This window comes from Bradyrhizobium sp. cir1 (assembly GCF_014198245.1).
GTDB lineage: Bacteria > Pseudomonadota > Alphaproteobacteria > Rhizobiales > Xanthobacteraceae > Bradyrhizobium.
The window spans coordinates 24,778-50,209 of sequence record NZ_JACIHE010000025.1 but is presented as its reverse complement, the minus strand read 5'-3'; the positions used below and the strand labels follow the sequence as shown (position 1 = coordinate 50,209).

24 protein-coding genes are annotated in these 25,432 nt (G+C 65.3%); 12 read left to right on the top strand and 12 right to left on the bottom strand.

Features of this window, described 5'->3' with window-relative positions:
* Positions 1 to 7: 7 nt before the first annotated feature.
* From GGD63_RS33360 to GGD63_RS33330, 5 genes are all read left to right on the top strand, one after another.
* Complete coding sequence (locus tag GGD63_RS33360; RefSeq protein ID WP_183248492.1) at positions 8 to 502, top strand: Fur family transcriptional regulator; 495 nt, start codon at positions 8 to 10, stop codon at positions 500 to 502.
* Between the two features lie 35 nt (positions 503 to 537).
* A complete protein-coding gene (locus GGD63_RS33355) occupies positions 538 to 1,491 on the top strand; it encodes a DMT family transporter (RefSeq protein ID WP_183248490.1) in 954 nt (317 codons plus the stop codon).
* 12 nt (positions 1,492 to 1,503) lie between these two features.
* A complete protein-coding gene (gene ispG, locus GGD63_RS40000) occupies positions 1,504 to 2,787 on the top strand; it encodes a flavodoxin-dependent (E)-4-hydroxy-3-methylbut-2-enyl-diphosphate synthase (protein ID WP_210316072.1) in 1,284 nt (427 codons plus the stop codon).
* Between the two features lie 265 nt (positions 2,788 to 3,052).
* Complete coding sequence (locus GGD63_RS33335; protein ID WP_183248482.1) at positions 3,053 to 3,949, top strand: TauD/TfdA family dioxygenase; 897 nt, start codon at positions 3,053 to 3,055, stop codon at positions 3,947 to 3,949.
* 282 nt (positions 3,950 to 4,231) lie between these two features.
* A complete protein-coding gene (locus tag GGD63_RS33330) occupies positions 4,232 to 5,047 on the top strand; it encodes an N-acetylmuramoyl-L-alanine amidase (RefSeq protein ID WP_183248480.1) in 816 nt (271 codons plus the stop codon).
* Positions 5,048 to 5,152: 105 nt separating this feature from the next.
* On the opposite strand, the gene GGD63_RS33325 is transcribed toward GGD63_RS33330, so the two are convergent.
* The 3 genes from GGD63_RS33325 to GGD63_RS33315 all read right to left on the bottom strand — a co-directional run bounded on the left by GGD63_RS33325 (position 5,153) and on the right by GGD63_RS33315 (position 8,311).
* Complete coding sequence (locus GGD63_RS33325) at positions 5,153 to 6,763, bottom strand: Na+/H+ antiporter (protein WP_210316071.1); 1,611 nt, start codon at positions 6,761 to 6,763, stop codon at positions 5,153 to 5,155.
* A 56-nt stretch (positions 6,764 to 6,819) separates the two neighbouring features.
* Positions 6,820 to 7,677 (bottom strand): class A beta-lactamase, encoded by an 858-nt coding sequence (gene bla, locus GGD63_RS33320; protein ID WP_183248478.1) that lies wholly within the window; start codon positions 7,675 to 7,677, stop codon positions 6,820 to 6,822.
* A gap of 259 nt (positions 7,678 to 7,936) precedes the next feature.
* Complete coding sequence (locus tag GGD63_RS33315) at positions 7,937 to 8,311, bottom strand: nuclear transport factor 2 family protein (protein ID WP_183248476.1); 375 nt, start codon at positions 8,309 to 8,311, stop codon at positions 7,937 to 7,939.
* Positions 8,312 to 8,405: 94 nt separating this feature from the next.
* Here GGD63_RS33315 and GGD63_RS33310 point away from each other — a divergent pair, with 94 nt between their 5' ends.
* Both GGD63_RS33310 and GGD63_RS33305 read left to right on the top strand, forming a co-directional pair.
* Entirely contained in the window at positions 8,406 to 8,834 is a 429-nt protein-coding gene (locus tag GGD63_RS33310) for a GFA family protein (protein WP_183248474.1), read from the top strand.
* 183 nt (positions 8,835 to 9,017) lie between these two features.
* Positions 9,018 to 10,835, top strand: a complete 1,818-nt coding sequence (locus GGD63_RS33305; RefSeq protein WP_183248472.1) for a caspase family protein — start codon at positions 9,018 to 9,020, stop codon at positions 10,833 to 10,835.
* A gap of 56 nt (positions 10,836 to 10,891) precedes the next feature.
* Here the strand turns inward: GGD63_RS33305 and GGD63_RS33300 are convergent, their stop codons facing one another.
* The gene (locus tag GGD63_RS33300; RefSeq protein WP_183248470.1) at positions 10,892 to 11,584 is read right to left on the bottom strand and encodes a DUF1345 domain-containing protein; all 693 of its coding nucleotides are present in this window, start codon (positions 11,582 to 11,584) and stop codon (positions 10,892 to 10,894) included.
* 9 nt (positions 11,585 to 11,593) lie between these two features.
* Complete coding sequence (locus tag GGD63_RS33295) at positions 11,594 to 12,517, bottom strand: polyprenyl synthetase family protein (RefSeq protein WP_183248468.1); 924 nt, start codon at positions 12,515 to 12,517, stop codon at positions 11,594 to 11,596.
* A gap of 161 nt (positions 12,518 to 12,678) precedes the next feature.
* On the opposite strand from GGD63_RS33295, the gene mtgA reads away from it, so the two are divergent.
* The 3 genes from mtgA (at position 12,679) to GGD63_RS33280 (ending at position 14,495) form a co-directional block, all read left to right on the top strand.
* Positions 12,679 to 13,353, top strand: a complete 675-nt coding sequence (mtgA, locus tag GGD63_RS33290) for a monofunctional biosynthetic peptidoglycan transglycosylase (RefSeq protein WP_183248466.1) — start codon at positions 12,679 to 12,681, stop codon at positions 13,351 to 13,353.
* A 168-nt stretch (positions 13,354 to 13,521) separates the two neighbouring features.
* A complete protein-coding gene (gene rpmF / locus GGD63_RS33285) occupies positions 13,522 to 13,704 on the top strand; it encodes a 50S ribosomal protein L32 (RefSeq protein ID WP_007598106.1) in 183 nt (60 codons plus the stop codon).
* A 143-nt stretch (positions 13,705 to 13,847) separates the two neighbouring features.
* Complete coding sequence (locus GGD63_RS33280; RefSeq protein WP_183248553.1) at positions 13,848 to 14,495, top strand: hypothetical protein; 648 nt, start codon at positions 13,848 to 13,850, stop codon at positions 14,493 to 14,495.
* Between the two features lie 187 nt (positions 14,496 to 14,682).
* Here GGD63_RS33280 and GGD63_RS33275 read toward each other — a convergent pair whose 3' ends face one another.
* Positions 14,683 to 14,943, bottom strand: a complete 261-nt coding sequence (locus GGD63_RS33275; protein ID WP_183248465.1) for a hypothetical protein — start codon at positions 14,941 to 14,943, stop codon at positions 14,683 to 14,685.
* Positions 14,944 to 15,160: 217 nt separating this feature from the next.
* Between GGD63_RS33275 and GGD63_RS33270 the strand changes: the two genes are divergently transcribed.
* Positions 15,161 to 16,855: a bifunctional diguanylate cyclase/phosphodiesterase gene (locus tag GGD63_RS33270; RefSeq protein WP_183248463.1), complete on the top strand. Its 1,695-nt coding sequence runs from the start codon at positions 15,161 to 15,163 to the stop codon at positions 16,853 to 16,855.
* Between the two features lie 123 nt (positions 16,856 to 16,978).
* Here the strand turns inward: GGD63_RS33270 and GGD63_RS33265 are convergent, their stop codons facing one another.
* Positions 16,979 to 17,347, bottom strand: coding sequence for an antibiotic biosynthesis monooxygenase (locus GGD63_RS33265; protein ID WP_183248461.1), 369 nt, complete (start codon positions 17,345 to 17,347; stop codon positions 16,979 to 16,981).
* A gap of 97 nt (positions 17,348 to 17,444) precedes the next feature.
* Here GGD63_RS33265 and GGD63_RS33260 point away from each other — a divergent pair, with 97 nt between their 5' ends.
* Positions 17,445 to 17,909: a MarR family winged helix-turn-helix transcriptional regulator gene (locus GGD63_RS33260; protein ID WP_183248459.1), complete on the top strand. Its 465-nt coding sequence runs from the start codon at positions 17,445 to 17,447 to the stop codon at positions 17,907 to 17,909.
* A gap of 142 nt (positions 17,910 to 18,051) precedes the next feature.
* Here the strand turns inward: GGD63_RS33260 and GGD63_RS33255 are convergent, their stop codons facing one another.
* The 5 genes from GGD63_RS33255 to GGD63_RS33235 all read right to left on the bottom strand — a co-directional run bounded on the left by GGD63_RS33255 (position 18,052) and on the right by GGD63_RS33235 (position 25,371).
* Positions 18,052 to 19,560 carry a tripartite tricarboxylate transporter permease gene (locus GGD63_RS33255; RefSeq protein ID WP_183248456.1) on the bottom strand — a complete coding sequence of 503 codons (1,509 nt, stop codon included), beginning with the start codon at positions 19,558 to 19,560 and terminating at the stop codon, positions 18,052 to 18,054.
* Positions 19,561 to 19,564: 4 nt separating this feature from the next.
* Positions 19,565 to 20,050 carry a tripartite tricarboxylate transporter TctB family protein gene (locus tag GGD63_RS33250; RefSeq protein ID WP_183248454.1) on the bottom strand — a complete coding sequence of 162 codons (486 nt, stop codon included), beginning with the start codon at positions 20,048 to 20,050 and terminating at the stop codon, positions 19,565 to 19,567.
* A gap of 148 nt (positions 20,051 to 20,198) precedes the next feature.
* On the bottom strand, positions 20,199 to 21,173 hold the full coding sequence (locus GGD63_RS33245) for a tripartite tricarboxylate transporter substrate binding protein (RefSeq protein WP_183248452.1): 975 nt from the start codon (positions 21,171 to 21,173) through the stop codon (positions 20,199 to 20,201).
* Between the two features lie 205 nt (positions 21,174 to 21,378).
* The gene (locus tag GGD63_RS33240; protein ID WP_183248449.1) at positions 21,379 to 24,246 is read right to left on the bottom strand and encodes a PAS-domain containing protein; all 2,868 of its coding nucleotides are present in this window, start codon (positions 24,244 to 24,246) and stop codon (positions 21,379 to 21,381) included.
* A 249-nt stretch (positions 24,247 to 24,495) separates the two neighbouring features.
* Complete coding sequence (locus tag GGD63_RS33235) at positions 24,496 to 25,371, bottom strand: acyl-CoA acyltransferase (RefSeq protein ID WP_183248447.1); 876 nt, start codon at positions 25,369 to 25,371, stop codon at positions 24,496 to 24,498.
* Positions 25,372 to 25,432 lie beyond the last annotated feature (61 nt).

Below are 25,432 nucleotides of genomic sequence, written 5' to 3'. Positions count from 1 at the left end.
GGGCCGCATGACCCTCGCAAAGCCGGCCTTTCCCGCGCCCGACCACGATCACGGCCGCTGCACTGCGGACGCGTTGGCGCATGCCGAGGAGGTTTGCGAGCAGCGCGCGCAGAAATTCACGCCGATCCGCCGCCAGGTGCTGGGAGCGCTGCTTTCCAGCCATCGCCCGCTCGGCGCCTACGAGGTCATCGACGAGCTCGCCAAGTCGATGGCGCGGCCGGCGCCGATCACGGTCTATCGCGCTCTCGATTTCCTGATGGCCAACGGTCTCGTGCACCGCATCGAGAGCCGCAACGCCTATCTGGCCTGTGCCGCCCATGACCATGACGCGACCTCGGCGGTGGCGTTCCTGATCTGCGAGCGCTGCGGTCTCGTCGGCGAGATCCCGTCGGCATCCTTTGCAAAGGATATCAACGCCGCGGCGCGCAGCTCAGGCTTCGCGCCAAAGCTGTCTGTGGTGGAGATCACTGGCGTCTGCGCCCATTGTCAGAAAATGTCTTAAAGCAACAACGGCGCAAAGCCGGATCTCAGGAAGAAATGTCCGCACCTCAAGCCAACCCGTCCACCGGCCGTCCTCTCAGCGCCGGCGCCATCGCCCTGATGCTCATGCTGTGCCTGACCTGGGGATTCAACCAGATCGCGGTGAAGCTGGTGCTGCCGGACATCCCGCCGATGCTTCAGGCGATGATCCGCTCGCTGGGCGCGCTGCCGGTGCTGTTCATCATCGGCACCCTGCGTGGCGTGAAATTCTTCGAGCGTGACGGAACGTGGAAGGCCGGCCTGATCGCAGGGCTGATGTTCGGCATCGAGTTCGTGCTGATCTTCCAGGGCCTGCGCCTCACCTCCGCCTCCCGCGCGGTGGTGTTCCTCTACACCGCGCCTTTCTTTGTCGCGCTCGGCTCCTACCAGGTGCTCGGCGAGCGGCTTGGCGCTTCGCAATGGCTGGGTCTTGCCGTCAGCTTTGCCGGCGTCGCACTCGCGATCGGCGTGCCGCAGCCCAATGTCGATTCGCATGTCCTGCTCGGCGACCTCCTGATCGTCGGCGGCGCCGGACTGTGGGCGGCGACGACATTGGTCGCCAAGGGCACACGGCTGCGCTTCGCCGCGCCCGAGAAGGCGCTGGGCTATCAGGTCGCGACTTCGATCCCGATCCTGGGGCTGGCGGCCTGGCTGTTTGGCGAATCCATCACCCACACGCCGGCGCCGCTGTCCCTCGCTCTGATGGCCTTCCAGGCGATCTGGGTGGTGGGAACCACGTTCACGCTTTGGTTCGCGCTGGTGAAGGCCTATTCGGCCAGCAAATTGTCGGCTTTTACCTTCATCACCCCTTTGTTTGGCGTGGTGGGTAGCTATTTCATCATGCACGACACCCTGAGCCTGACATTCGGCGCCGCCGCGGTCCTTGTAATTGCTGGGCTTTTTCTGGTTAACCGTCCGAGCGGAACGGCTGCGGCGCCGCGCGATGCATTGCTGAACGTCACCAAAACCTGATATTTGGACGCCATGAACAAGCTCGAAAACCCTCTCGATTCAGACATCGCGGGCCCCGCGCCCCGGCACCGGACCACCCAGGTCAAGGTCGGCAACGTCGCTGTCGGCGGCGGTGCGCCGATCGTCGTGCAGTCGATGACCAACACCGACACCGCCGATATCGACGGCACCATCGCCCAGGTCGCAGCGCTCGCGCGCGCCGGCTCCGAAATGGTTCGCATCACCGTGGACCGCGAGGAGGCCGCGGCCGCCGTTCCGCACATCCGCGACGGCCTTGCCAAGCGTGGCATCACCACGCCCCTGATCGGCGACTTCCACTATATCGGCCACAAGCTGCTCGCGGCCTATCCGGCCTGCGCCGAAGCGCTCGCCAAGTACCGCATCAATCCCGGCAATGTCGGCTTCAAGGACAAGCGCGACACCCAGTTCGCCGACATCATCGAGATCGCGAACAAGAACAGCAAGCCGGTGCGCATTGGCGCCAATTGGGGCTCGCTCGACCAGGAGCTCTTGACCAAGCTGATGGACGAGAACGCCGCTTCGCCGAACCCGCGCGATGTGCGCGCGGTGACGCGTGAAGCGATGGTGCAGTCCGCGCTGCTCTCGGCCGCGCGCGCCGAAGAGCTCGGCATGCCCAAGGACCGCATTATCCTCTCCGCAAAGGTCTCGGCGGTGCAGGATCTGATCGCGGTCTATCAGGACCTCGCGTCGCGTTCCGACTACGCCATCCATCTCGGTCTCACCGAGGCCGGCATGGGCTCGAAGGGCATCGTGGCGTCCTCGGCCGCGCTCGGTATCCTCTTGCAGCAGGGCATCGGCGACACCATCCGCATCTCGCTGACGCCGGAGCCCGGCGGCGACCGCACCCGGGAGGTGCAGGTCGGCCAGGAGCTGCTGCAGACCATGGGCTTCCGCACCTTCGTGCCGCTAGTTGCGGCCTGCCCCGGTTGCGGCCGCACCACCTCGACCACGTTCCAGGAGCTGGCCCGCTCGATCCAGGATTTCATCCGCGACGAGATGCCGACCTGGAAGACGAAATATCCCGGCGTTGAAGAGCTCAACGTTGCCGTGATGGGCTGCATCGTCAACGGCCCCGGCGAATCCAAGCACGCCAATATCGGCATCTCGCTGCCCGGCACCGGCGAAGCGCCGGCCGCGCCCGTCTTCGTCGACGGCAAGAAGTTCCGCACGCTGCGCGGGCCCACGATCTCCGCCGACTTCAAGGCGCTGGTGATCGACTACATCGACCAGCGCTACGGCCAGGGCGCCAAGGTGCCAGCGCCTGCGGCGGAGTAATTCTACTCCGCTCGCGCTCCAGACACTTCCGTCGTCCCGGACAAGCGCGCCTCAAGCGCGCGCCGATCCGGGACCTATAACTACAGGACTGTGTGGTTACGACGGGCTGTCACTCCGAATCTTCGCCAAACCCAATCCTGTGGCTATGGGTCCCGGATCTGCGCTTACGCTTGTCCGGGACGACGAGCTGAGTTTGCGGTGCAGATTGCACATCCGTCACCGCGCGCTACGATGACTCCAAATCAATACGATCGGGAGACACGCCATGAGCTCACTCGCCGGCAAGCAAGGCCCGCGCTACCGCCATACGGCGGACGACGGCGCGCCCTACGAGACGCTTCAGGTCGAAAAGCTCACCCCCATCATCGGCGCGGAAATATCCGGCGTTGACATCGGCGCGCTCGTCGAGGGCGATGCCCGCTCCAACCAACAGATGTACGAGATCCACCGCGCGCTCGCCGAAAACCTCGTCATCTTCTTCCGCGACCAGCACATCACGCCGCAGCAGCATCTCGCCTTCGGCCGCAAGTTCGGCGAGCTGCATTTTCATCCCGCCGCACCCCACGAGGACGAAGACCCGGCGCTGATGAAGATCTACGCCGACAAGAACTCGCCGCGCGCCAACGGCGAGGGCTGGCACTCCGACGTGTCCTGCGATCTCGAGCCGCCGATGGGTTCGATCCTCTACATCAAGCAATGCCCGCCGCGCGGCGGCGACACGCTGTTCGCGAACATGTACGCGGCCTACGAGGCGCTGTCGGACCGCATGAAGACCTATCTCGATGGGCTCACGGCGCTGCACGACGGCGAGCCGATCTATCGCGGGCTCTATGCGAATTATGGCGTCGCCGACAGGCCGAGCTATCCGCACGCCGAGCACCCCGTGGTCCGTACGCATCCGGTCACGGGCAGAAAGGCGCTCTACGTCAACCGCGGCTTCACCCGCCACATCAACGGCATCCCGCGCGACGAGAGCGATGCGATGCTCGCCTATCTCTATCAGCACGCCGAGAACCCGCTGTTCCAGTGCCGCTTCCGCTGGACCGAGAACGCCATCGCCTTCTGGGACAACCGCTGCACCCAGCACCGCGCGATGTGGGACTACTGGCCCCACACGCGCTCGGGCACGCGCGTAACGGTGAAGGGGGAGCGGCCGGTTTAGGAGACGGTACCGTAGGGTGGTCAAAGGCGCGTTAGCGCCGTGCCCACCATGTTTCTGTGATCGTAGTCGCTGTGGTGGGCACGGCGCGCGAAGAGCGCGCCTTTGCCCACCCTACGAGAGCCGTTCTTGCGTTGACGTCTTCCCGCTCCCGCGCCAATCTTCCCAAAAAACAAATCGGGAGGATTTTCCATGCTCCGCGCAGAGGACAATAAATTCCTGACCGAGTCCGGCCGCGGAACGGGGCTCGTCAGCCGGCCGCAGATTGCGGCAGCGGAGTAGGACTTGGGTCAGTCGCGGGGCATCGTTGCAATTCTCCTGGTGTCGCTGGTCGCGCTGTTGCTTCCGTCGATCGACGCTGGCCGTGCTGCTCCGGCCCGGAAGGTCGCGAAAGTCAGACTTAAGCCGTCGCCCGCACTGGCCAAATGCGAGACGCCGAAATTCCGGATCGTCGTGGATGTCGGTCACACCCCGGACTCCTATGGCGCCTTGAGCGCGCGCAACGATCCGGAGTTCGGCTTCAACTTCCGGCTCGCCAGACTGATCACGACGAAACTCAAGTCCGAGGGCTTTGCCGCAACCCGCCTGCTCGTCACGGACGGCAAGGCACGGCCGAGCCTGTTCAAGCGGGTCGGCAGCGCTAATGAAGCGCACGCTGATCTTTTCCTGTCGGTTCACCACGATTCGGTGCCGGACAAGCTGCTCGAAACCTGGGAGTTCGACGGCGCGAACAGCTATTTCAGCGATCGTTTTTCCGGCCACTCGCTGTTCGTCTCCGAGCGCAATCCGCACTTCACCACCAGCCTGAAGCTGGCCCGGTTGATCGGCCGACGGCTGAAGGAGCAGGGCTTGCATTACGCCAGCCAATACACCTTGCCGGTGATGGGCCGCTACCGCCGCCAGTTGCTCGACAAGGATGTCGGCGTCTACCGCTATGACGGGCTCGTCGTTCTGTCACGAACGAGAAGCGCCGCCGTGCTGCTCGAAGCCGGCTCCATCATCAATCGCGACGAGGAGATGGAGATGAACTCGGCGGAACGGCAGGAGCTGATTGCAGGAGCCGTGGCAGCGGCGGTAGGGGAGTTTTGCGAGAGGCGGTAGATTGCTCCGGTGCTTCAGCCCGTCATTGCGAGCGCAGCGAAGCAATCCAGAGTCTTTCCGCGGCGGCAGTCTGGATTGCTTCGCTGCGCTCGCAATGACGGGAGGTTACAGCGGCCCGCCCCGATACTCCCGGTTCGCCAAACTCGCCTCCTCCAGATCCAGATCCCGCTCGATCCGGCGCCTCGTCTCGTCGGTGATCTGGCCGTCGCGCAGCAGGTCGTGGATGAATTTGCGTTCGGCGTCGATCAGGCTGCGGGTCAGCGCGGTGCCGGCGGCGGAGACGTCGTGATGGGCGGGATCGAGTGAATCCGGAAGCTGGTTGACGCGGATCTCGTGGCGGGCGCGCAGGAGCCGCATCACCTCATCGGAGATTTCCTTTTCCGCGGTCAACGCATCGAGCGACTTCAGTGCGGCATCGAGCGCCTGGCGTCGCGCCGTGATCTCCGCCTCGTGCTCGCTGACATGCTCATGGCGGCCGGCCTCGGCGACGCCGAGCCAGCGCACCACCGGCGGCAGCGTCAGGCCGACGCCGATCAGCGTCACGAAGATGACGCCGAAGGCGACGAACAGGATCAGGTCGCGATAAGGAAAGGCCTCGCCACCGGGTAGCGTAAACGGCAGCGCCAGCGCCGCCGCCAGCGACACCGCGCCGCGCACGCCTGTGAAGGCGAGCACGAACGGCCATTGCCACGGCGGCGACGGGTCGCGCTGGCGCAGCGACCTGGAGAGGATCCGCGGCAGATAGGTCGCAGGATAGAGCCAGGCAAAGCGCGCGGTCACGATGATCGTCAGAACGACGGCGGTCGCGATCATGATGTCGTCGAGCGGAAACGCCTTCGACTTCTCGTAGAGCGCGCGCATCTGGAAGCCGGTGAGCAGGAACAGCAGGCCCTCGATCAGATAGATGATGAGGTCCCAGAAGAAGATGCCCTGCAGGCGCGTCGCCGAGGAGATCAGCAGCGGGCCGTTCCAGCTCACATAGAGGCCGCAGGCGACGGTCGCGATCACGCCGGAGCCGCCAACATGCTCGGGCAGCCAGTAGGAGACGTAAGGAGTGATCAGCGACAGCGTCAGCTCGACCTGCGGATCCCTGGACCATTTGCGGAAGCGCAGGGAGAGCCAGCCGACACCGATGCCGAAGGCGATCTCACTGGCAACGATCAGCAGGAACTCGCCGGCCGCCAGCGGCAGCGAGAAATGTCCGACCATGATGGCAGCGAGCGCGAAGCGGTAGAGGATCAGCGCGGTGGCGTCGTTGGCGAGCCCTTCGCCTTCAAGGATGACAAGGAGCCGGCGCGGCATGTTCAGGCGGCGCGCGATCGCGAGCGGCGCCACCACGTCGGGCGGCGCGACGATGGCCCCGAGCAGGAAGCCTACCGTCAAGGGCAGGCCGATCAGATAATGTGTGGCGGCCGCCACCAGCGCCGCGGTGAAGATCACCGCGCCGACCGCGAGCAGCACGATCGGACGCAGATTGTTCCTGAACTCGCGCCAGCTCATGGCGACGCTCGCCGAATAGATCAGCGGCGGCAGCACCATCAGCAGCACCAGTTCCGGCGGCAGCTCGACCGGCGGCATGCCCGGCACGAAGGCGAGGCCGACGCCGGAGAGCATCAGCAGGATCGCAGGAGCAATGTTGAAACGGCGGGCGACAAGCGCGGTGCCCGCCAGCACCGCGAGAAGGATGAGGAAGGTCTGGAATTTCGCTGCGATCATGGCCTGTCTTCACCCGGAAGCGGCCAGGAGGTCAATGCGTGGTCAATGCGGCGGCCTTACGCCAGCCGCTCTGCCGCCATGCGTCCGATGCGGGCAAATACGGCCGTGATCTGCGCGGAATTCGGCGTGCCGCCCTGGGTATAGGCCGCGATCAGGATCGGCGCGTCAGGCTTCGGCCAGACGACCGCGATATCGCCTACTGCGTCCTTGCCGTTGTTGCCGGTCTTGTCGCCGATGGTCCAGTCCGCCGGCAGGCCGCCACGCAGCCGGTTTGCGCCGGTCTTGCAGTTCACCATCCAGTCGGTGAGCTGAACGCGCGATTGCGCCGACAAGGCTTCGCCCAGCACCAGCCGACGCAGATTATTCGCCATCGCCGCCGGCGTCGTGGTGTCCTGGGGATTGCCGGGCGGTGAGCGGTTGAGCTCGGGCTCGTTGTGGTCGAGCCGCGAGGTGGTGTCACCGAGCGATCGCCAGAATGCGGTAAGCGCGGCGGGGCCGCCGATCCGTGCCAGCAGCAGATTGGCGCAAGTGTTGTCGCTGAGCTCGACAATTGCCTTGCACATCTCGCCGACCGACATCTTGCCGGCCGTGAGATTTTGCTTGGCCACCGGCGCGTAGTCGAGCAGGTCGGCCTGGCCGTAAGCGATCATGGCCGCAAGCTGCTCCTCGCCGCGATCGACCCGCGCCAGTACGCAGGCCGCCAGCGAAGCCTTGAATGTCGAGCACATGACGAACCGCTCGTCGGCCCGCCAGGCGAGCTTTTTGCCGGTCGCCAGATTTTCCGCATAGAGCCCGATCCGCCCGCCGCTGTCGCGTTCATAGGTTTCGAGTTCAGGCGGCGCCTCCGCGGCAAGCGCGGGGGAAGCGGCCATCCAGCAGAGCGAGGCGAGCAGGGAACGGCGGTCGAGAAGCATGGGGGACTTTCAGGTGAGTGGAGGTGAGAAATGTAGCGGATGCTGCATCCGCGTCGTCTTTGCGAGGAACGACTTGTCCGCCGTAGCTCGCAGAGCGAAGGCGGAAGCGACGAAGCAATCCAGTCTGTCTCCTCAGAGGGATTCTGGATTGCTTCGTCGCAAGGGCTCCTCGCAATGACGCGGCGAGAGTTGCGCTCGCAATGACGGAGAATGGGAAGCGAGTGCGCCCGATTTCGGGCAGCGGAAGGTCGAGCCCCCCTCACTCCCTCAGGTCATACCTGTACGATTTCGACACGATCTGCCAACCGTCGGCGAGCTTCATCGCCACCAGATAGTCGGTGAAATAGCGCGGCGGCAGCTGGCAGCGGACCTTAATGAAGGCGGTCTTGTCGTCGGAGCGGTCGATGGTGACGATGAAATCCTCGCGCGGCTTGCCTTCGGCCTTGGCGGAGGCACGCTTGCGCACGCGGTCGAGCCAGTCCGGCACGGTCAGCACCTGCAATTCGCCCTTCTCGACCCAGCGCAAATCGGCCGAGGGGTGGAAGATGGCGCCGAGCTTGTCGGCGTCGCCCTCATAGAGTCCGTCGAAATAGGATTGCACGACGGCTTCGACGCTCGAACGGTTCTGGCTCATGGGTCATCCCTTCGCATGATGGCTTGGGCGGAACTTAGTCGTACACATCAAAATGCGCTATGGGTGTGTTAGCCATTTGCGCGAGGGCGTCGCCATGACCGGATCAGAAAATTCCAATGCTCGTATCCTGACCGGCGAATGCTGTTGCCGCACCGTGCGCTTCGAGGTGGCCGATGCCTTCGTCTATTCGATGAACTGCCACTGTTCGAACTGCCGCCGCACCACCGGCTCCGCCTTCAAGCCGTTCGCCGGCATCGCGCAGGACAAGCTCTGCATCGTCCAGGGAGATGACCAGCGCATGATCTACGGGGACGACACCACCCATGACGCCCACTGCGCCCGCTGCGGTTCGCTGCTTTATTCCCGGGTGCGTGAGGGGAAATGGGTCCATGTCGCCCTGGGAACCCTGGTCGATGCCCCCTCGATCCGGCCGAGCGCCCATATTTTCGTGGGTTCGAAGGCGCCCTGGCACGAGATTACGGACAATCTGCCGCAATATCGGGGGCATGTCGGCGATCCCTAGCGGGAACCCGGCCCGCGTCCGCTGGTGTCGCCGAACCCCAACCGCGCTGGCGCGACAAACATAGAGGGTCTTTCGGTCTGTCGTCGGACGCCGCCTTCGTGACCTCCATCACAAGCGCCGGTGCTCGATCCTGCTAAAGCGGTCCCAAAGGCCCAGACGGCCCTGAACTTCGGAAGTCGTGTCATGCGCAATCTGCTCAGACTTTGCCCGCTTCTCCTTGCTGCCGCGCTGCTGTTCGGCGCCGATCCGGCTTTTGCCGGCAAGCGGGTCGCGCTGGTGCTCGCCAACTCGGCCTATCAGCACGCGCCGTCGCTGGCTAACCCCGTCAATGACGGGGCGGTGATGGCGAAGACGCTGAAGGAGGCCGGTTTCGACGTTGTCGATTCCCGGCACGATCTGTCGGCCCAGGATACGCGACGCGTGCTGCGCGACTTTGCCGACGCGACCCGCACTGCCGACATCGCCGTGGTCTACTATGCCGGTCACGGCATCGAGGTTGAAGGCTCCAACTATCTGATCCCCGTCGACGCGAGGCTCGAGCGCGACACCGACGTCTATGACGAGGCGCTCTCGCTCGACCGCATCCTGGTCGCGGTCGAACCGGCCAAGCAGCTCCGCCTGGTGATTCTGGATGCCTGTCGGGACAATCCGTTCGGCAAGACCATGAAGCGCACGATTGCCTCGCGCGGCATCGGCCGCGGCCTCGCCCAGGTCGAGCCGACCAGCCCCAACACGCTGATCGCCTATTCGGCCAAGGCCGGCTTCACGGCGCAGGACGGCGACGGCGCCAACAGCCCGTTTACGGTTGCGCTGTCGAAGCATCTGACGACGCCGGGCCTCGATGTCCGCCGCGCGTTCGGCTTCGTGCGCGACGACGTGCTCAAGTCGACCGGCAACAAGCAGGAGCCGTTCGTCTATGGCTCGCTCGGCGGCGATGATGTCCCGCTGGTGCCGGTCAAGGCGGTGGCTGCGGCGCCTGTGGCGAACCCGCAGGCCGACATGCGCCGCGACTACGAGCTCGCGCTTCAGGTCGGCAACAAGCCGGCGTGGGAAGCCTTCCTCGCCCAGCACCCCGACGGCTTCTATGCCAACCTCGCCAAGCTCCAGATCGACAAGATCCAGGCCGAGCAGGCCCATGCGGCGGCGATCGAGAAGTCGAAGCAGGCCGAGGCCGAGCGCGATCGTCTTGCCGCTCTCGGTGCGCAGAAGGATGCGCAGGTCAAGGCCGCGGCCGAGGCGAAGGCCGCCGAGCAGGCACAGCTCGCCGCGCAGAAGGCGAAGGAGCAGGCCCAACAGCAGGCGGCCGCCGCCGAGCAGCAGCGCGTCAACCTCGCCGCGGCGGCACCCAGCACCGCGCCGGCCAGCACCGCGAGCCCGGCCGGTACCAACGTCGCCGCGCTGACGCCGGCGACCAATCCGGCCGATCTGAGCCGCTCGGTGCAGACCGAGCTTGGCCGGGTCGGCTGCTTCTCCGGACAGGCCGACGGGAACTGGAATACATCCTCGCAGCGCTCACTGTCGCAGTTCAACCGCTATGCCGGCACCAAGCTCGACGTGAAGGTCGCGAGCACCGACGCGCTCGACGCCGTCAAGGCGAAGCCGTCGCGGGTCTGTCCGCTGGTCTGTGAGCACGGCTTCAAGGCCGACGGCGACAAGTGCACGAAGATCGTCTGCCGTGAGGGCTATGCGGTCAACGACGACAATGAGTGCGAGAAGCAGCGCGCCGCAAAGCCGGCCAAGCCTGCAACGGCGAAGCGCGACGACAGTGATGAACGTCCCGCCCGGCAGCGTCGTCAGGCCGGCGGTGCGGCGGCCGAAGCGGCAGGCGGCTATGGTGCAGCAGCCGGCATCGCTGCCGCGCCTGGCGTCGGTCGTCGCTCGGGTGGCGGGCAGGTCTTCTGCAACAGCGGCGGCTGCCGTCCGGTCAACCGCGGTTGCCATCTCGAATATCGCGGCGGCGGTGGCCCCGGCAACGACGCCAATGCCGAGGTGTGCAACTGAGCTAATCGGGTCGTCCCGGCCTAGTGCGCAATTGCGCACGGGGGCCGGGACAACAATCAGCTTGAAATCGCGCTCGCCGCGATGTTCACCGTCAGCGCCAGCAAGGCCGTGTTGTAGATGAAGGACACGATGCCGTGGGCGGTGGCGGTGCGGCGGATGGTCTTGTCGGTGATGCCGACATCGGAGACCTGCGCGGTCATGCCGATCACGAACGAGAAATAGACGAAGTCCCAATAGTCGGCGTGGTCTTCCTTGTCGCCGCTCGGAAACTGCAAGCCGCCCGGCTTCGCGTTCCTGTAATAATCATGGGCGTAGTGCAGCGCGAAGGTCGTGTGCACGGCGGCCCATGACAATGCGATCGTGGTGATCGCGATGGTCAGCTCAAGCACCCCGCGATGCGGCGTGCCGAGCTCGGAGACGATCGCCGCAATGCTGGCGAAGGCGCCCGTGGCCGTCACCAGCAGGATCACGAAGCGGCCGTCGTCCTGCATCGCCGCGGCGCGGCGGATGTGCTGGTGGTCGTTGCACAGCATCATCGCATAGACCAGCACGAGATAGACCGCGATCAGCGCATCCCAGCCGAACAGGAGCCGTGTCACCAGCCTGAATGAGCCCGGCAGCAGCAGGCTGACCAGGATGCCGGCGGCGAGCGCGATGAAGGTCCGCGGCCGCGCATAGATCAGCCGCACCGGCCGCGACATTCTGCGGAAGCGGACGAGGACGGGATCGTCTTTGCCTCCGACCGCCATCGGTCTACGTCAGTTCTTCCGCTCGGCGACGAAGCGTGCGGCGGCTTGCAGCACGGCGGCGCGGTCGCCGAAGATGGAGACCGCGCTGTCGGCGCGCGCGAGCAGGTCGCGTACGCGCTGCTTGGCGCCTTCGATGCCGAGCTGGGTCACGAAGGTGGTCTTGCCGAGCGCGGCATCGGCGCCGGCCGGCTTGCCGAGGGCTGCCGCATCGCCTTCGACGTCGAGCAGGTCGTCGGCGATCTGGAAGGCTTCGCCGAGCGCGCGGCCGTAATCGTCGAGCGCCTGATATTCTTTCTGCGAGGCCTGGCCGAGGATCGCGCCGGCGATGCAGCCGTAGCGGAGCAGCGCGCCGGTCTTCATCTGCTGAATGCGGGCGACATCGATCAGTTCGTTGCCGCCGAAGCGGCCTTCGCCGGCGAGATCGAGGATCTGACCGCCGACCATGCCGCCGATGCCGGCGCAGCGCGCCAGCGCACGCGTCAGCAGCAGCCGCACATTGGCGTCGCGATGGATCTCGTCGCGGGTGACGATGTCGAAGGCGAGCGTGAGCAGGCCGTCGCCGGCGAGGATCGCGGTGGCGTCGTCGGTCTGCTTGTGCAGGGTGGGGCGGCCGCGGCGCAGGTCCGAATTGTCCATCGCCGGCAGATCGTCATGGATCAGCGAGTAGCAGTGGATGCATTCGAGCGCAGCGCCCACGAGCAGGGCCGCTTCGCGGGGAACGCCGAACACGGCGGCGCTCTCGACTACCAGGAACGGCCGCAGGCGCTTGCCGCCGTTCAGACTCGAATAGCGCATTGCGTCCATCAGTCGCTTGGGCCGGGCGATCTCATCGTGCAGGATGTCGTCCGACAGCAGGCGCCCGAGCAGGGCTTCGGTGTCATCAGCGGTCTTGTCCAGACGTTTGGCGAAATCGGACGGGGACGTGCCGGTCATCAAGAAAGGCTCCAGAACTAAAATTCGGCGGGACAATCCTTTATGCGCCCGCCCCAGTCAATCGTTTGGAAGGCCTAAAAAGTGCTGGAAAAGGCCCGAATTATCACAGACTTAATGGCCCAGCCCGTGGCCGCGGTTCAGTTTGCGCCGGAAAGGTCGATTTGCGCATCGTCAAAATCCTGCTGCTGGTGCTCGCGGTTGCAGTTCTCGCGCCCTATGTGATCGCGCCGTTCTACCGCACCGGCCACCCCGTTTCGACGCTGATGGCCTGGCGCAGCTTGCGGGGCGCGCCGATGCAGCGGGAGTGGATCGATCTGGCGGAGATGTCGCCCTATCTGCCGCGCGCGGTGGTGGCGGCCGAGGACGCTCATTTCTGCAAGCATCACGGCATCGATTGGGGCGCGCTCCGCGAGGCGATCGACGATGCGAAGGAGGACGGCACGCCGTTCCGGGGCGCCTCCACCATCACTCAGCAGGTGGCGAAAAACCTGTTCCTCTGGCAGGGACGCGATTTCATCCGCAAGGCGCTCGAATTCCCGCTGGCGCTGTGGATCGACTTTGTCCTGCCCAAGCCGCGGATCCTGGAAATTTACCTCAACATCGCCGAGCTCGGCCCCCAGGGCCAGTTTGGGGTGGAGACGGCCAGCGCCTATGCTTTCGGCAAATCGGCCGAAAACCTGTCGCCGCGAGAGGCCGCGCTTCTGGCCTCGATCCTGCCGAATCCGGTCAAACGCAGCGCCCGGACCCCTGGGCCGGGCGTCCGGCGGCTGGCGGCCACCTATATGGCGCGGGGGCAGGCGAGCTCACTTGCCACCTGCTGGCGGGAAAATCGCTGATTCCGGGCCCTTTTTGGGCGCATTTTCCGGGCCAAAAGCCTAGCTTTACGGCCAGCCTTCCTCTATAAGCCCGGCCTTCATCGGCATTCAGCTCGCCTCCTATTGCGGGTGCTGAGCCGTCCCTCGCGGACGATGCCCTGACAACACCAATCCCTAGAGGATATTGAAATGGCCGTTCCGAGAAGAAAAACCTCGCCGTCGCGCCGTGGCATGCGCCGCTCGGCAGACGCCATCAAGAAGCCGACCTATGTGGAAGACAAGGACTCCGGCGAGCTCCGTCGTCCGCACCATCTCGACCTCAAGACCGGCATGTACAAGGGCCGTCAGGTCCTGAAGAAGAAAGAGTCCTAAAGTCAGGACCTTTCTCCGGGCAGGATGATTGGACCTGTCTGATGTCGGCCAACCCGTGAGATATGGCAGTGACGGCGGCGGAGCCAATGCTTCGCCGCCGCATTGTCCTGTCCGGATATCTTGATCGAGAAGGCATCTTGCCGATGGTCGGTTTCCCGCTGCTTCTGATTCCGCTCGCGGTCTACAACATCATCGCCTTCCTGATGCCCAGCGTGTCCTTCTCGGACGTGCTGTTCAAGGTGCCGATGATCACGGGCGAGACCTGGCCGGTCACGCTCGCCGATCTCCTGCTCGCGCTCGGCGTGGTGCTGCTGCTGCTCGAGGTGGTCAAAGGCGCGCGGCCCGGCTCGAAATTCCTGATGGATCATCTGCTGTCGCTGATCATATTCGGCGCGGCCGCCGCCGAATTCGTGATGTGGCCCAAATTCGGCAACTCCACCTTTTTCCTGCTGGTGCTGCTGGCGATGGCCGATTTCCTCGGCGGCATCGCCCAGCGCACGCGCCGCCGCGTCACCTATGTCGCCGAGACGACAGTGCCGGCGCCGCGCAAGGCCAAGCGCCAGGCCGAGCCGCCGGTGGAGGATGTCGCGTCCGAACCCAAGTTCGAGCCGGTGACGGCGCCGCAGCCAGCGCCGGTGGTGCCACCCGCGCCCTCCGCGCAATCGGTCGCCGAATCCGTGCTGATGGATCATCCCGCGCCGAAGCCGGTGATCCCGCCCTCGCCGGAAATCCCCTCACCGCATCTGCAGCCGGGTAACGGCACGCCGTCCTCGCCCGATACGCCGCGCTGATCACTTGAGCCTGTCGCCGTGGTGTCGGTGCGCTCCCTCGCCCCGCTTGCGGGGAGAGGGTTGGGGTGAGGGGGAGTCTCCACGGGGATGGTGAGAGTTGGACTCGCGGAGAGTCCCCCTCACCCGATCGCTTCGCGATCGACCTCTCCCCGCAAGCGGGGCGAGGTGAAGCGCGATCTCCTGCTTATCAAGCCACCTGCCGCGTGCGCGCGGTGACGCTTCCGAGCGGGCGCTTGCTGCCATAGGCCATCCGCGCATCCTCGGACGAGGCGCGGCGGAGCCGGCTGGCCTGGGGCAGGTGCTCGGCATTGGCGATCAGCTGGGTGACGAAGCTCGAATCGGGGCGGGGCAGCGGCACCTTGTGGAGCCATTGCACGGTCGGGATCAGCGGCACCAGGGCCGTGCCCATGCTGCCTGCCGCCTCTTCCGCTCGATCAGTACTCAACATCGCGATCACCGTTGATCCGACACTGTCGCGTTTCGGGACGCGGGCGCCGGTGCGTGTCAGTACTCGCAAGGCCTATGCCGGGCGGGCCGGTTTGGTTCCCTTCTCACTTCACAACGTGGTTTCCAAATTGTTTATCAACTTTGCCTAGGGTCGAGGGCGAATCTGGCTCTATCCTGTGCCGGCTCAGGACTCCCCGCTGTCCCGAAATGAGGCGATTTTGACCCCCGCATTGCCGCAAGCCTCCGACATCCTGGCCGCCCTCGGCCAGGCTGTGTTCGCCTGGGATATCGCCAGCGATGCCATCGTCTGGGGTGAGCAGGTCAGCGCCGTCTTTCCCGGCATCCCCGCCGAGCGGCTCGCGACCGGCACCGAATTCGCCAAGCTGATCGAGCCCGCGCAGTCGCTGCGGACCGCCGCGCTGGCGCAGACCTTCCCCGTGCACGGCGCCGACGGCACGCCCTACCGCATCGAGTACGGCGTGCGCATGAGCGCCTCCGACCCCGTGATCTGGATCGAGGAGACCGGCCGCTGGTTCGCCGGCCCCGATGGCCGCCCCACGCGTGCGATCGGCTCCGTCCGCATCAACAATGAGCGCCACGCCCGTGACGAGGAATTGACCAAACTGGCCCGGCTCGACCCGCTGACCGGCGAGCTCAACCGCTCCCATCTGATCGCGGCGCTGGCCGAGGCGATCGAGGAGACGACCCGCTTCCGCTCGACAGCGGCCTTCATGCTGGTCGGCATCGATCACCTCGCCCGCGTCAACGACGCTTTCGGCTTCGATGTTGCCGACGCCGTCATCCTCGACATCGCCAAGCGCATCCGCGCGCGCCTGCGCGGCGGCGACGTGCTCGGGCGCTTCTCCGGCAACAAGTTCGGCCTGATCCTGAAGAACTGCACCGTCGACGACATGAACGTCGCTGCCGAGCGTTTCCTCGCGGGCATCCGGGACGAGGTGGTGCCGACGAAATCCGGTCCGGTCTCGGTCACCGCCTCGATCGGCGCGGTCAGTCTGCCGCGCTATGCCCGCAACACCGATGAAGCGGTCAATCGCGCCCATGAGACGCTGGACGCCGCAAAACGCCGCCGCGCCGGCTCGTTCGCGGCCTGGCGTCCGGACGCCACGCGCGACGCGCAGCGCCGCGTCAACATCCGCGTCACCGACGAGATCGTGACAGCGCTGAACGAGCGCCGCATCAAGCTCGCCTATGAGCCGGTGGTCGCAGCCGTCTCGCGCCAGCGCGCATTCCACGAATGCCTGGTGCGGATGGACCAGGGCGACGGCCAAGTGCTGCTCGCGCCCGACATCGTGCCGGTCGCCGAGCGGCTCGGCCTCATCCGCCTGGTCGATCACCGCGTGCTCGAGCTCGTGGTCGCCGAGCTCGCGGCCGCACCCGACGTCAGTCTCAGCCTTAATATCTCGCCCGACACCACCATGGATCCGGACTGGTGGGCGGGCATCGAGTCGCTGATGCTGGCCCATCCCGGGGTCGCCGAGCGGTTGATCGTCGAGATCACCGAGACGGTCGCCATCCAGGACATTGATGACGTGCGCGGCTTCGTCACGCGGCTGAAGAATTTCGGCAGCCGCATCGCCATCGACGATTTCGGCGCCGGCTACACCTCGTTCCGCAACTTGCGCAAGCTCGGCGTCGACATCGTCAAGATCGACGGCGCCTTCGTGCAGAACATCACGCACTCCGCCGACGACCGCGCCTTCGTGCAGACGCTGATCGACCTCGCCCGCCGCCTCGACATCAAGACCGTCGCCGAATGGGTGCAGGATGAAGAAGCCGCAAACATGCTGCGCGACTGGGGTTGCGACTACATCCAGGGCCGCCTGATCGGGCTCGCCTCAGCCGAGCGCCCGTGGGGCGTGGCGGCGGACAGTGTATTGCCGGCGGCGGGCTGAGGTGTGAAAGGTGGGTTAGCAGGCGGCTGCGCGAAGCGCAGACCGGCGGCGTAACCCACCACGTCTGTCGCCGCACGAGAAAAGGTGGATTACGCCTTCGGCTAATCCCCCCTACGTTGGCGGCTATGCCACGCAAATGCCGGCTACCGCGACCTTCTGAAACAGATGCGGGCTTGCGACGGCGGATGCGGGGTAGTCCGCGATCTTCGCGCGAAACTCCGGGTGGGTGAACGCCGCACGGAAGTGCGCATTGGACTCCCAGACCGCGTAGTTGAGGTAGGTCGGATTGTCGCCGACTGCGCGGTGGAGCTGGGTCGAGATGAAACCCGGTTGCCGCTTCATGAAGGCGGCATCGTCCTGCCAGTTCTTCAGGAACCTCTGTTCATCGGCGGCATCCAGCGTGAACAAATTGACCAGCACCACGGGCCCGGCGTCGAGCGCGATCTGGCGGTCGATCGGGAAAGTCGGGTCGAGCGGACGCATCTCGGGCATGGCATCACTCCGTTTAAGTTGGTATCATCATGTCAGTTTGACAATACCTGACATAGATATTTGACATGATGATGTCAATACGGAACAATCGCAACAAATGACCAAGATCAAGCGGACCCCGGCGGGCGAGGCCATGACCGGCTTCATTCTCGACCTGTTCCGGGTCAACGGCCTGCTCCTGACCGCCGGTGATCGGCTGGTCGCCTCGCTCGGCCTCACCAGCGCGCGCTGGCAGATTCTGGGGGCGATCGTCGCTGCCGAGCGCCCGGAGCCCGTGGCCTGGCTGGCGCGCAATCTCGGCGCCAACCGCCAGAATGTGCAGCGGATCGTCAACGATCTCGAGCGGGATGGCCTCGTTGCGTTCGAGACCAATCCGCATCACCGCCGGGCGCAGCTCGTCGTGCTCACCGACAAGGGCAGGCAGATCTCTGACGCCGCCAGCCGCCTGCAGACCCCATGGGTCAACGGCCTGGCGGATGGTCTGTCAGTGAAGGAGATCGAGGCGGCCCATCGCGTGATTGGCGCTCTGCGCGATCGGCTTGAAGGGACCGGCGAGGGGTGATCGCGCCGTGCCTCTTGCGCAGACGCCGCAGGGTGGGCAAAGCGGAAGCGTGCCCACCATAGAGAGATGGTGGGCACGGCGCATCCGCGCCTTTGCCCACCCTACGAAGCTTGATCGGAGCGGCGAGGGGCAATTGCGCCCTTCACGCCCCCTCATCCAGCGCCACCAGCTCGCGCTTCTTGCGCAGTGCGGGCAGCAGCGGCGCGATCAGCAGCACCAGTGCAAGCGAAAGGCACGCCGCCGAGATCGGCCGCTGCACGAAAGTCCAGAGATCGCCCTGCGACAGGATCAGCGACTTGCGCAGATTGTTCTCCAGCATCGGTCCGAGCACGAAGGCAAGCACCAATGGCGCCGGCTCGTAGCCGAGCTTGCGCATGAAATAGCCGATGATGCCGAACGCGATCATCACATAGACGTCGAACACGTTGTTGCTCGAGCAGTACACGCCGAGGATCGTGAACAGGATGATCAGGGGGAACAGGATGTTGTAGGGCAGCTTCAAGAGCTGCACCCACATGCCGATCATCGGCAGGTTGAGGATCAGCAGCATGACGTTGCCGATATACATGCTGGCGACGATGCCCCAGAACAGGCCGGGGTTTTGCGTGATCAGCAGCGGGCCCGGCTGCAGGCCGTGGATGACGAAGGCCCCGAGCAGCAGCGCCATCACCACGTTCGGCGGGATGCCCAGCGTCATCAGCGGAATGAACGCGCCGCCGGCCGCCGCGTTGTTCGCGGATTCCGGTCCCGCGACGCCTTCGATTGCGCCATGACCAAAACGCTCCGGCGTTTTCGACAGCCGCTTCTCCAGCGCATAGGATGCAAACGAGGCGACCACCGCGCCGCCGCCCGGCAGAATACCGAGCAGGAAGCCGAGCAGCGTGCCGCGCGCCACGGGGCCGGTGCTGGCTTGCCAATCGGCCTTGGTTGGCAACAGATGTGTGATCTTGGCGTTGATGATGTCGCGCTTGATCGCCTGCTCGGTGTTGAGCAGCACCTCGGCAACGCCGAACAGGCCCATCACCACGGGCACGAGACCGATGCCGTCGATCAGCTCCATGCGGCCGAAGGTGAGGCGCGGCTGTGCCGTGATGCTGTCGAGCCCGATCAGGCCGAGCACGACGCCGATGCAGGCCATCAGCAGCGCCTTCGGCATCGAGCCCTGGGTCAGGAAGGTGAGCACGACGAGGCCGAGCACCATCAGGCTGAAATACTCGGCCGGGCCGAACGCGATCGCGATGCTGGCGAGCTTTGGGGCCACCAGCATCAAGGCGACCAGCGCGAACGTGCCGGCGATGAAGGAGCCGAAGGCGGAGATGCCGAGTGCAGGGCCGGCGCGGCCCTGCTTCGCCATCTGGTGGCCGTCGATGCAGGTGACGACGGAGGCCGCTTCGCCGGGGATGTTGACCAGGATCGAGGTGGTCGAGCCGCCATACATCGAGCCGTAATAGATGCCGGCCATCATGATGATGCCGGATTCCGGCGTGCCCGACAGCGTCACCGGCAGCAGCAGCGACATCGCCGAGATCGGCCCGATGCCGGGCAGCACGCCGACCAGCGTGCCGATGAAGACGCCGATGAAGCAGTAGAGCAGGTTGATCGGCAGCAGTGCGACGCCGAACCCATGTGCGACGTTGACAAGCGTATCCATGCGGTCAGCCGATCCCGAACAGGCCTGAGGGCAGCTGGATCAAGAGCAGCCGCTTGAGCACCCACCACATGCCTGATGGCACCAGCACGGCGATCGGGATCGCCAGCGTCCAGCGCACCGGATCAATCAGGCGCAGCAACAGCAGCAGCAACGGGATCGACGACAGCAAGAATCCCAGCGGCTCCAGCGCGAAGGAGAACGCCGCAAGGCAGGCGATGACGAGGAGCGGCTTGCTCCAGCGCACGTTCTCCCAGCGCGAGGCCAGCGTCGGGCCGCCCTCGGTGATCGCCGAGATGATGATGGAGCCCGCGAACACGCACATCAGGATGCCCGTGTAGAACAGCACATAGCCGGAGCCGGGATCGTTGATGGTGCCGAGCTTCAGCTTCAGCCCCGACCAGATCACGAAGCCGCCGAGTGCGAGCCCGATCAGCCCGCCCCAGAGCTCGGAATTGGAGAGGCGGAGTTTGACGTTGGTTTGATCTCTCATCTGGAATGCTCTCGGATCACCGTCGTCCTGAGGTGGCGAAGCGCAGCGCGGCCCTCGAAGGGCGACGGTGCCCGTGTCCATCCTTCGAAGCGAGCCGCAAGTGCGGCTCGCGCCTCAGGATGACGCCGGCATGTGTGGCAGCAGAACTCTACTTCTTCGCGAGCCCAAGCGTGTCGATCACCTTGCGCTCGGACTCCGTGACCTCGACGACGAACTTCTTGTAGTCGTCGGTGTTCTTGTAGTTCGGCACCATGTCGTACTTGGCGAGCGTGGCGATCACCGCGGGATCCTCGACCGCCTTCTTGAAGGCGTCGTGCAGCTTGGCGACGATCTTTGGATCCATGCCCTTCGGTCCCGCGATGCCGAACGGGGAATCATAGACCATGGGATAGCCGAGCTCCTTCAGCGTCGGCACATCGGGATAGTTCGGCGATCGCGCGCCGGTCCACACCATCAGCAGCCGCAGCTTGCCGGCGTCGACCAGCGGCCGCCAGCCCGTCGAATCCGCCTGCAGCATCGTGTGCTGTCCCAGCACGGCCGCGTTGGTCTCGGCGCCGCCCTTGAACGGCACCTGGGTGAGCTTGATGCCGGACATCGCCGCGATCTGCTCCATGCCGACATGCAGCGAGGTACCGGTGCCGGGCGTCGCATAGGTCACCTTGCCCGGGTTCGCCTTCGCGAACTCGACCACGTCCTTCCAGGACTTGAACTGCGACTCCGCGCTGGTGGTCACGCCGAACGTATAGCCGGTGAGGTGGACGATATAGGTGAAGTCCTTCGCCGGATCCCATGACACCTCCTGCATCAGGGGGAGGCGGAACACGGTGATCGGAATCTGCGAGATGGTGTAGCCGTCCGGCTTCGCCGCGGCGGCCATGGTCGCAGGACCGACCGTGCCGCCGCCACCGGCCTTGTTGTCGATCACGATCGGCTGCCCCAGCACCTTCGAGGCGCTGTCGGCGATGGCGCGCATCGAGATATCGGTCGAGCCGCCGGCCGGCCACGGCACGATCAGCGTGACCGGCTTTGTGGGATAGTCCTGCGCGTTGGCGGCGGTCGCGAGCAATGCGCCCACAACCTGCATGGCGGCAAAGGCAATCGTCTTCAGCCCGTATCGCGACATCGAAATACCTCCCTCCCAGCGGACTCGTTGGACCGCCGTTTCTCATTGTTATGAGGAGATTGTCCCCGAAATCACCGGAGAAGAAAAGCGCATTGAGTGGATCGCCCGCATGGGCGAGGCCGCGACCCCCGCGGAAACGAGGCGTGCGACAATTGGTCGTTTGGAGGTGTGCCGAGACGCGGAATTTGAGGAGGCCTGAAAGCCCCTACGCCACGCGCCGGACCGCGTTCAGCGTCTCGATGGTGCCGCCGACCTCCGCTGCAGGGCACGGCTTGCCGAAATAATAGCCCTGCACCGCGGTGCAGCCGCATTCGCGCACGAAGTCGAGTTGCTCCTCGGTCTCCACGCCCTCGGCCGTGGTCTCGACGCTGAGCACGGAGCCGAGGCTTGCGATGGTGCGGACGATCGCGACACTCTCCGGGCTTTCGCCGAGCGTGCCGACGAAGGAGCGGTCGATCTTGATGCGGTCGAACGGAAACTTGCGCAAATAGCTCAGCGACGAATAGCCGACGCCGAAATCGTCGAGGCTGACGCGCACGCCGAGGGCGCGGAGCTGGTGCAGGATCTCGATCGTTGCCTCGCTGTCGTCGAGCAGCGCCGTCTCGGTGACCTCGAGCTCGAGCCGCTGCGGCGGCAGGCCGGCTTCCGCAAGCGCGCTCGTCACCAACGCCACCAGCCCGCGGGAGCGGAATTGCACCGGCGAGAGGTTCACTGCAACAGTGACGTCGGGCCAGGATGCTGCAGTGGCACAGGCCGTGCGCAGCACCCATTCGCCGATCGGAACGATCAGCCCGTTCTCCTCGGCGATCGGGATGAACTCGGCGGGCGAGACCAAGCCGCGTGAGGGATGCTTCCAGCGCAGCAGCGCTTCGAAGCCGGTAAGTTCGGATGAAGCGAGCCGCACCTGCGGCTGGAACACCAGATGGAATTGGTTGGACTCCAGCGCGCCGCGCAGATCGTGCTCCAGCGCGTGCCGGCTGCGCGCCTCTTCCTCCATCTCGGGCTCGAACAGCTGGTGGGCGCCGCGCCCCTTGGCCTTGGCCTGGTACAGCGCAAGGTCGGCGCATTTCATCAGCTCGTCGGCGTCCAGGCCGTGATCGGGCGCGATCGCGATGCCGACGGAGACGCCGACATGGATCGCCTGGCTTTCCAGCGGGGGCGGGTGACCGATGATCTCGACCAGGCGGCGGGCGAGCTTCTCGGCTGATTGCGGCTGCGGGCCGCGCTGGAGCACGGCGAATTCGTCGCCGCCAAGGCGCGCAACGGTGTCGTGCTCGCCGACATTCTCCTTCAGGCGCGCAGCGACCCAGCGCAGCAGCCGGTCGCCGGCGGCATGCCCGAGGCGGTCGTTGACGGTCTTGAAATTGTCGAGGTCGAAGCACAGCACCGCCATCGCGCCGCCGGCTATCGCCACCTGGTTCAATCCCTCGCCCATCTTCTCGCGGAACAGGGTGCGGTTGGGCAGGTCAGTCAGGGAGTCGTGCCGCGCCATGTGTGCCACGCGGGCCTGGGCCTTGTGCCGCTCGGTGACGTCCTCATAGGTGACGACCCAGCCGCCATGCTCCATCCGCTTGTGATTGAGCTTGATGATGCGGCCGTCGCTTAAGTGGCGATGCAGCGTGTGCTCGCCCTCGCGCAGCCGCTCGACATAATCGGCGTAGAGCTTGGCGCCGGTCATGTTCGGATGGATGCCGAGCGCGCAACTGTGTTCCATGATCTCGCGCATCGAGACGCCCGGCTTCACCAGTTCGGGCGACAGGCCGTACATCTCGATGTAGCGGCGGTTGCAGACGATGACGCGCAAGCTCGAATCGAGCATGCACAGGCCCTGGCTCATGTTGTTCAGGGCCGCATCAAAACGCCGATACTGCTCGCTCAGCTCCTCGACGGCGTGCTCGCGCTCGGTGATGTCCTCATAGGTGGCGACGAAGCCGCCTTCGGCCAGCGCGCAGTAGCGAACCGAAATCACGGTGCCGTTCGACATGCGCCGGCGCATCGGCGAGCAGTCGCGGCTCGCGATCCGCGCGCGGGCGACTTCCAGGATCTGCTGCGGGCTGTATTCCGAGGCGAACGCGCCGTTCACCATCGATCGCTCGATCAGCTCGCCAAGATGCGTGCCGGGCCGGGTCTCCTCCGGCGAGAGCAGGTAGATCTTGCGGTAGGTGGTGTTGCAGACGCGCAGGCGCATGTCGCTGTCGTAGAAGGCGAGCCCGTGCGCCATGTTCTCAAGCGCCGCGTCGAGCATGAAGTTCTGCTGCCGCAGCGTCTCCTCGTATTGCAGCCGCTCGGTGACGTCTTCGTGCACCGTCACCCAGCCGCCGTCGGGAAGGAAGCGGGAGACCGCCTGCACCATCCGTCCGTCGTAGCGCATCACCAGCAGGGCTTTCGCCTTCCTGGCGCGCACGTCCTCGAGCCTGGTGACTTGGAATTCCTCTGCCGACATGCCCGCCACGTTGCCGCGCGAGAGCCAGTGTTCGATCGCCGTACTGTGCGCGACGCCGGGCTTCACGATCTCGGGGTCGAGATTATAGAGCTTCAGGAAGCGCTCGTTGCAGACGACGACGCGGCTGTCGGCGTCATACATGATGAGGCCGTGCGACATGTTGGCGAGCGCATGCTGGCTGCGTTCGGTCTGCACGCGCAATTCCGCCTCGAGCCGGGCGAGGCGGCTGACGTCGTCGCAGATCGTCATCCAGCCGCCGCCGGGAAGCGGCTTCAGCTCGAGGGACATGACGAGGCCGCTCGCCAGCCGCTGCTCGGTCCGGAACCGCTTGCCGCCTGCGATCTGCGCGATCCGCGCCGAATACAGGGCGTCGAGCTCGCTCTCCGGGAAGTTGCCACGGCTCGCGCTGTGCGCGAGCACCCCGCGGTAGCTCGTGCCGATGTGCACCACGTCGGCCGACAAGTCGAACAGCGAGAGGTAACTCTGGTTGACCAGCACGATCCTGTTGTCGGCATCGTAGACGCAGACGCCCTGCTCCATGCGATCGAGCGCAAGCTGGCTCAGCGCGACCAGGGCCTCCGGGCTCTGCTCGCGGTGTGCACCAAGCTCGTTGTCGCAGGTCGAATTCATGGGGTCGGCATGATCTCGGCGGGCAATAGACTTAACGCAACGTAATTCCGCTGCCGAGGGTAGCGAAGAGGCGGGAAAATTCCCTTAAGCGCAGTAGTTTACGGAGGGTGACTCGCGATGGAGAGAGGGCGCGCAAATGGCCAGCTGACAAGGCGATAGCCTGTAGCCCGGATGAGCGCAGCGATATCCGGGGACGGTCGTTCCCGCATGTCGCTGCGCTCATGTGGGCTACAGAACCGTGCGCGACCCCTAAGGCCCGTACAGCACGAGCTCCGTATCCGTGAGATCGCCGAGCTGCGGCCGGTGCGGACCCTTGAAATATTTGCGGCCGCGTCGCTCGGTATAAATACCTACGAGACCGGGAATCGGGCCGTTGGCGTCGACGGCCACCGAGATCTTGCCGAGCCGCAGCAGCAGCCGCCCGATGCGGCCGGCGCATTCGGCGTATTCGGCGGCACTGCGGCAGTAGATCAGCTTCATCGCGGGCGGCGCGATGAAGCCGCGGCGGATGCGCACCGGTTGCAGGATGAAGGGAAACGCTCCCTTCGGCGTGCGGCAGACGAGGCTGAGGCAGTTGTAACGCGCATGCCGCGTCAGGAGTTCGGTCTCGTCGTCGGAAAGCCCGTCGATCGCCTTGGCGTGTTGCGAGATCACCTCGATCTTGCTCCAGCGCGGGGCGCGTGCCAGCGTCGGCACCGAGAAGAAGATGCCGCGGCAGTAATTGCGAAAACCCTGGGCCTCGATGATCGGCCAGGTCCACGGCGCCGGGCTGATGTTGAGATAGGTGACGTCCTTGTGCCGCTGCGCGACCTTGGTCAGAAACGGGGCGTAGTTGCGGTAGGCCGGATCGACATACCAGCTCGACAGATTGCACTGGATGGCGGTCTCTTCGCCGCGCTTTCGCGTCGTGTAGATCAGCAGCAGCACGCCGACAGGCTCGCCGTCATTGTCGAGGATGTAGCCGAAGCGCGGATAGCCCTCCGGCACTGGCCGGAAGGCCTGCCGGCGCAGGCCCTGCATCCAGTATTCGCGTGAACGGCCGACGAAGCCGCGCGTCAGCAAGTCCGCGATCTTCTCGACATCGGATTCGGTGATCTCGCGGCAACGGACCTTGGTATGGATCACGCTCGTCTTGCCCGTGGAAATGGTCGGCCTCGTTTGGTCTATCGTTTCAGCATGGTCTTTT

Coding starts and splice junctions, on each gene's coding strand:
- GGD63_RS33260 (WP_183248459.1), top strand. CDS start 17,445: ATGACCAAGATCAAGCGGACCCCGGCGGGCGAGGCCATGACCGGCTTC.
- GGD63_RS33295 (WP_183248468.1), bottom strand. CDS start 12,517: ATGACCGGCACGTCCCCGTCCGATTTCGCCAAACGTCTGGACAAGACC.
- GGD63_RS33250 (WP_183248454.1), bottom strand. CDS start 20,050: ATGAGAGATCAAACCAACGTCAAACTCCGCCTCTCCAATTCCGAGCTC.
- ispG (WP_210316072.1), top strand. CDS start 1,504: ATGAACAAGCTCGAAAACCCTCTCGATTCAGACATCGCGGGCCCCGCG.
- GGD63_RS33325 (WP_210316071.1), bottom strand. CDS start 6,763: ATGATCGCAGCGAAATTCCAGACCTTCCTCATCCTTCTCGCGGTGCTG.
- GGD63_RS33315 (WP_183248476.1), bottom strand. CDS start 8,311: ATGAGCCAGAACCGTTCGAGCGTCGAAGCCGTCGTGCAATCCTATTTC.
- GGD63_RS33310 (WP_183248474.1), top strand. CDS start 8,406: ATGACCGGATCAGAAAATTCCAATGCTCGTATCCTGACCGGCGAATGC.
- GGD63_RS33265 (WP_183248461.1), bottom strand. CDS start 17,347: ATGCCCGAGATGCGTCCGCTCGACCCGACTTTCCCGATCGACCGCCAG.
- GGD63_RS33255 (WP_183248456.1), bottom strand. CDS start 19,560: ATGGATACGCTTGTCAACGTCGCACATGGGTTCGGCGTCGCACTGCTG.
- GGD63_RS33240 (WP_183248449.1), bottom strand. CDS start 24,246: ATGAATTCGACCTGCGACAACGAGCTTGGTGCACACCGCGAGCAGAGC.
- GGD63_RS33275 (WP_183248465.1), bottom strand. CDS start 14,943: ATGTTGAGTACTGATCGAGCGGAAGAGGCGGCAGGCAGCATGGGCACG.
- GGD63_RS33305 (WP_183248472.1), top strand. CDS start 9,018: ATGCGCAATCTGCTCAGACTTTGCCCGCTTCTCCTTGCTGCCGCGCTG.
- GGD63_RS33335 (WP_183248482.1), top strand. CDS start 3,053: ATGAGCTCACTCGCCGGCAAGCAAGGCCCGCGCTACCGCCATACGGCG.
- GGD63_RS33355 (WP_183248490.1), top strand. CDS start 538: ATGTCCGCACCTCAAGCCAACCCGTCCACCGGCCGTCCTCTCAGCGCC.
- GGD63_RS33300 (WP_183248470.1), bottom strand. CDS start 11,584: ATGGCGGTCGGAGGCAAAGACGATCCCGTCCTCGTCCGCTTCCGCAGA.
- GGD63_RS33360 (WP_183248492.1), top strand. CDS start 8: ATGACCCTCGCAAAGCCGGCCTTTCCCGCGCCCGACCACGATCACGGC.
- rpmF (WP_007598106.1), top strand. CDS start 13,522: ATGGCCGTTCCGAGAAGAAAAACCTCGCCGTCGCGCCGTGGCATGCGC.
- bla (WP_183248478.1), bottom strand. CDS start 7,677: ATGCTTCTCGACCGCCGTTCCCTGCTCGCCTCGCTCTGCTGGATGGCC.
- GGD63_RS33245 (WP_183248452.1), bottom strand. CDS start 21,173: ATGTCGCGATACGGGCTGAAGACGATTGCCTTTGCCGCCATGCAGGTT.
- GGD63_RS33280 (WP_183248553.1), top strand. CDS start 13,848: ATGGTCGGTTTCCCGCTGCTTCTGATTCCGCTCGCGGTCTACAACATC.